The organism is Mycobacterium sp. MYCO198283, assembly GCF_021213805.1.
In the GTDB taxonomy this organism is placed as follows: domain Bacteria; phylum Actinomycetota; class Actinomycetes; order Mycobacteriales; family Mycobacteriaceae; genus Mycobacterium.
The window spans coordinates 383,671-387,466 of sequence record NZ_JAJQJI010000004.1 but is presented as its reverse complement, the minus strand read 5'-3'; the positions used below and the strand labels follow the sequence as shown (position 1 = coordinate 387,466).

Genomic DNA, 3,796 nt, shown 5'->3' with positions numbered 1-3,796 from the left:
TTGAGGCTCCGCGTTCGGGCCGTCGCTGTCCTTCTGGTTCAGCCTGATTCCGGCCCCCGTGGCCGGACACCATTGAGGCTCCGCGTTCGGGCCGTCGCTGTCCTTCTGGTTCAGCCTGATTCCGGCCCCCGTGGCCGGACACCATTGAGGCAGGTAGCGGCAACTGGCCCTGCGCCTGCCCCGGATCTGATTCCGGCCCCCGTGGCCGGACACCATTGAGGCGTAGATGGGGTCGGCGAAGCATTCGTCGACGGTCACCTGATTCCGGCCCCCGTGGCCGGACACCATTGAGGCGGACGTGCGATTCGTAGTCGTAGACAGCACGCAGGGCTGATTCCGGCCCCCGTGGCCGGACACCATTGAGGCAGTACGGCAACAGCTACAGCCTGTTCAGCGGCCCCGCTGATTCGGCCCCCGTGGCCGGACACCATTGAGGCCCTGGTCGTGGCTGGCCGTATTGTCGCCGCTCCTGCCTGATTCCGGCCCCCGTGGCCGGACACCATTGAGGCATCGCCATGGCCGGCGACGAGATCCACACGTCGAAGCTGATTCCGGCCCCCGTGGCCGGACACCATTGAGGCGACGAGATCGAGATCGGCGACTACCCGGCAGGCACCTGATTCCGGCCCCCGTGGCCGGACACCATTGAGGCCGGGGCCGCCGTATGCGGTCGTGTTGTGGGCACCGCCCCTGATTCCGGCCCCCGTGGCCGGACACCATTGAGGCCCGGTGCTGGTCGTCGTGGACAACATCACCAACGTCCTGATTCCGGCCCCCGTGGCCGGACACCATTGAGGCAACCACCTCGGCGTCGAGCACGTCAGCCGGCGCCGACTGATTCCGGCCCCCGTGGCCGGACACCATTGAGGCGACGTCGGCGAATTGCGCGGCGTCCGCAGCGTTCACCTGATTCCGGCCCCCGTGGCCGGACACCATTGAGGCGGTTGGACGTACCGCGCCGATGACGCGTTCTGGCGCCTGATTCCGGCCCCCGTGGCCGGACACCATTGAGGCATCTGCCGAGTGGTCACCTCCCCGGCGGCCTTCGACTGATTCCGGCCGCCGTGGCCGGACACCATTGAGGCACCCCTAAACGACCCGGGGCTTATCCGGGCGGCTCCACCTGATTCCGGCCCCCGTGGCCGGACACCATTGAGGCGCGGACCTGTTCGCGGCGGTTCCCGAGGATGCGATCTGATTCCGGCCCCCGTGGCCGGACACCATTGAGGCTCGTTGGATTCCTCGTACAGCTCGCCGATGAGGGAGCTGATTCCGGCCCCCGTGGCCGGACACCATTGAGGCGAGCGCCGTCATCGCCCGCTAGCGCTCACATTCGCTCTGATTCCGGCCCCCGTGGCCGGACACCATTGAGGCCAATCCGCCGACGGCTGGCGCATCGCCACCTCGGCGCCTGATTCCGGCCCCGTGGCCGGACACCATTGAGGCCTGCGGCGGTGCGGGCGATGAGCCCGAGTTGTTGTGCTGATTCCGGCCCCCGTGGCCGGACACCATTGAGGCCCGGCGGTCACGCGGTACAGCGGGATGCCGGCGGCGGCTGATTCCGGCCCCCGTGGCCGGACACCATTGAGGCTCCTCGCTGAGCCGGAAGCCGTCGCGGTACTTGGTCTGATTCCGGCCCCCGTGGCCGGACACCATTGAGGCCAGACCTGTTGGCGAAGCTGGAGGCGAGTATCAAGCTGATTCCGGCCCCCGTGGCCGGACACCATTGAGGCCTGATGTCTGGCACCGCACCGCACATCGAGTACCACTGATTCCGGCCCCCGTGGCCGGACACCATTGAGGCGACACCAGCCACGATTTCGGGCCGCGCGTCACGCGCACCTGATTCCGGCCCCCGTGGCCGGACACCAATGAGGCTTCACCCGCGACCACGATCGCAGCGAGGCCGCGCACCTGATTCCGGCCCCCGTGGCCGGACACCATTGAGGCCGGCAGCCGAGCCGGTTGAGCCAGGTGAGCCAGCCGCTGATTCCGGCCCCCGTGGCCGGACACCATTGAGGCCAGTGCGGGCGCGACCGTCGCGATCAGTGAGTCGTTCTGATTCCGGCCCCCGTGGCCGGACACCATTGAGGCCATTCGGCGGTGGCGGTGATCCGGCTGGAGTTGGTCTGATTCCGGCCCCCGTGGCCGGACACCATTGAGGCGTCGCCTTCAGCGATATCCGATCGCCGGCCTCGCCGCCTGATTCCGGCCCCCGTGGCCGGACACCATTGAGGCACTTGGGGTTCGTGTTGCAGGACGATGCGGAGCCAGCTGATTCCGGCCCCCGTGGCCGGACACCATTGAGGCGCAAATGTCTGCATCGGCACTTGTGGCCCGGCAGGGCCTGATTCCGGCCCCCGTGGCCGGACACCATTGAGGCATGCACTCCGATTCCGACGGGGGCGGCCAGAACTATCTGATTCCGGCCCCCGTGGCCGGACACCATTGAGGCCGACTAGTTGTTCTTCACGGGCAGGTTGTGAACGCTGGGGCGTTCGATGGGTGACTTGCCGCCGATGCCGGTGTGGGGTCGGTGGTGATTGTATAGATGAACCCAGGCTTGGTAGGTCGCTGCGCGTGCCTCGTCGGTGAGGTAGGTCTGGGCGTAGGCCCATTCCTGGTTGAGGGTGCGGTTGAATCTCTCCACTTTCCCGTTGGTCTGCGGGCGGTAGGGTCGGGTCCTCTTGTGGGCGACGTCAGGGCCGAGTGTCTCGGCGAATAGTGTTGAGCGATAACAGGATCCGTTGTCAGTCAAGACACGTTTGACGACGATCCCGTGGTCGGCGAAGTACGCCCTGGCGCGCTCCCAGAACGCCGCGGCGGTCTCCTTGCGTTCATCGCCGAGGATTTCTGAGTACGCCAGCCGGGAGTGGTCATCGACGGCGTGATGGACGAATGCGTACCCGCGGCCCTGCTTCTTGTTGTGGCGGTTGCCGATGGTGCGGCCCAGCTTGCGGTGCCCGCCGCCGTTGGGGATGCGCCCAAGCTTCTTGATGTCGACGTGCACCAGATCCCCGGGTGCGTCGTGCTCGTAGCGTCGCGGTGATGACCTGCGCACCGCCAACCCGGTGGCCTGGTCCAGATCACGCAGCAGCGGCATCCGGTAGCGGTGCAACACCGCCTGAACGGTCGATCGGGGAATGCCTAGGTGATAGGCGATGCGATGCGGCCCCCACCGACGGGTGAAGCGCAGCCCCAGGATTCGCGATTCGGTGCGCCGACCGATCCGAGCCGGGCTGCAGTGAGGGCGGCTGGAACGGTCCTGCATCGCCGCGACACCACCGGCGCGGTAGCGGTCGGCCCACTTCTTGGCCGTCGCCGGCGAGCACTGGAACCGTTCAGCGGCGCGGCGATGGGTCCATCCGTCATCAACGATCGCCGACGCGAGCCGAGTTCGGCCCTTCGGAGTAAGACAGGCATTAGCGTGAACCATGAGGACCTCTCGGTTATCGGGGTGCGTGTGGTAACCACACCGATACCGGAGGTCCTCACCTACTTTCGGAAGCCACGCCGTTCACAACCTGCCTGGCCATTACAACTAGTCATCGGTAGCAGCTCACCGGCCGTAGCCGCTGATTCCGGCCCCCATGGCCGGACACCATTGAGGCGAGTTCGGTGCGCGCTGCATGCCGTGGCAGTGGTGCTGATTCCGGCCCCCCGTGGCCGGACACCATTGAGGCGAGGTGTGGACCGGCGGCGACGACGACGACTGCCTGATTCCGGCCCCCGTGGCCGGACACCATTGAGGCATTATCAGGGTTGACCCAGGCGAGTGACGTTCATAGCTGATTCC

General features: G+C 67.0%; 1 protein-coding gene and 1 CRISPR repeat array. The gene reads right to left on the bottom strand.

Going from position 1 to position 3,796, the window contains the following annotated elements:
• Positions 1 to 43 precede the first annotated feature (43 nt).
• Positions 44 to 2,455: a CRISPR direct-repeat array (repeat unit 36 nt; unit sequence CTGATTCCGGCCCCCGTGGCCGGACACCATTGAGGC).
• 3 nt (positions 2,456 to 2,458) lie between these two features.
• A complete protein-coding gene (locus LV457_RS10765) occupies positions 2,459 to 3,436 on the bottom strand; it encodes an IS481 family transposase (protein ID WP_232170871.1) in 978 nt (325 codons plus the stop codon).
• Positions 3,437 to 3,796 lie beyond the last annotated feature (360 nt).

Excerpts from the sequence above, each read along its gene's own strand:
- LV457_RS10765 (WP_232170871.1), bottom strand. The coding sequence starts at position 3,436 with ATGGTTCACGCTAATGCCTGTCTTACTCCGAAGGGCCGAACTCGGCTC.